Genomic DNA, 1296 nt, shown 5'->3' with positions numbered 1-1296 from the left:
TTTTACAAGAGATTCTGTTAAATGTTCTATCATTTCATCAGTATGATAAGGTGTAGGGGTAATACGGAAACGCTCAGTTCCTCTTGGCACTGTTGGATAATTTATATGTTGAACGTATATTCCATGCTCATCAAATAATAATTTTGATGCTCCTTTGGATAACTCTGGGTCGCCAATTATTATTGGAATTATGTGAGTTTTCTGTTGGAATGAAGTTAATTCCTGTTATTTCTCAGTGTAGTTTTTTACTTTTCAACGACTTGCTTTTTGCTTTTCCCTTTCAATGTTGCTCGATTTTAGGTGTTCAACGCTTGCCTTTGCTGCCGCTGCTAAAACAGGCGACATAGCAGTGGTGAAAATAAATCCTGGAGCGGAACTTCTTATTACATCTACCAAGCTCTTTGAAGACGCTATATACCCACCCATCACTCCAAAAGCCTTCCGATAGTGTACCTTGAATGACGGTTATTCTATCCATCAGGCCTTCTCTTTCTGCAATTCCGCCACCATGTAAACCATACATGCCAACTGCATGCACCTCATCCAAATAGGTGATTGCATTATGTTGATCTGCAAGATCGCATATCGTTTCAAGCGGCGCTACATCGCCATCCATTGAATATACAGATTCAAGTGCTATTATCTTTGGTGTTTTTGTGTCTACGGATTTTAACAACTGCTCTAAGTGATCAACATCATTGTGTTTAAATATATGTTTTGGTCTTTTTCCTGATTTTATGCCTTCTATCATTGAAGAATGGTTCTTCTCGTCTGAAAAAATTACTACATTTGGGATAATAGACGATAAAGTGCTAAGTGTAGTCTGGTTAGCAAGGTAGCCACAAGCAAAAGTTAAAGCAGCCTCTTTTTTATGCAAACAAGCTAAGGATTTTTCAAGTTCGACAACCTCTTTTGTTGTACCAGATATATTTCTTGTTCCCCCCGCACCAATTGATGAATTTTGAATGGCGGCAATAACTTTCTCGTTTTGTGACATTCCTAAGTAGTTATTACTGCACCAGACGATTACTTCCCTATTTCTTTTCATAGTCCATAATGTGGGGGGAGCCTACCTGGCAATGACGCAAAGTGCGTAAATTCACGGTAGCGCCCCTCATCTTTTATATCTTTTATTTTATTCAAGAATATTTCTTCGTAGTTTACCAAGTCCTTATTTACCGATAATTAACATAATTATAATAAATTATTAAATGGTAAACTACTATATTTATTATACATGTACGGCAGTAGGTACTTTCCCCGTGTTGAAAGATTTTTCAACCTCGTTGTTTTCAA

At 37.1% G+C, this 1296-nt stretch carries 1 protein-coding gene and 1 pseudogene; both read right to left on the bottom strand.

Features of this window, described 5'->3' with window-relative positions; all coding sequences use genetic code 11:
* Nucleotides 1-396: pseudogene (locus WGMM_RS07330) on the bottom strand (aminotransferase class I/II-fold pyridoxal phosphate-dependent enzyme); the annotation flags it as partial.
* A complete protein-coding gene (locus tag WGMM_RS07325) occupies nt 305-1048 on the bottom strand; it encodes an aminotransferase class I/II-fold pyridoxal phosphate-dependent enzyme (protein ID WP_410543201.1) in 744 nt (247 codons plus the stop codon). The gene WGMM_RS07325 and the pseudogene WGMM_RS07330, both read right to left, overlap by 92 nt.
* Between the last annotated feature and the right edge of the window lie 248 nt (nt 1049-1296).

It is taken from the genome of Wolbachia endosymbiont of Glossina morsitans morsitans, from assembly GCF_000689175.1.
GTDB classification, from domain to species: Bacteria; Pseudomonadota; Alphaproteobacteria; order Rickettsiales; family Anaplasmataceae; genus Wolbachia; species Wolbachia pipientis.
The sequence above is the reverse complement of the archived record's forward strand: the minus strand, read 5'-3'. Positions and strand labels throughout refer to the sequence as shown.

Excerpts from the sequence above, each read along its gene's own strand:
- WGMM_RS07325 (WP_410543201.1), bottom strand. The coding sequence starts at position 1,048 with ATGAAAAGAAATAGGGAAGTAATCGTCTGGTGCAGTAATAACTACTTA.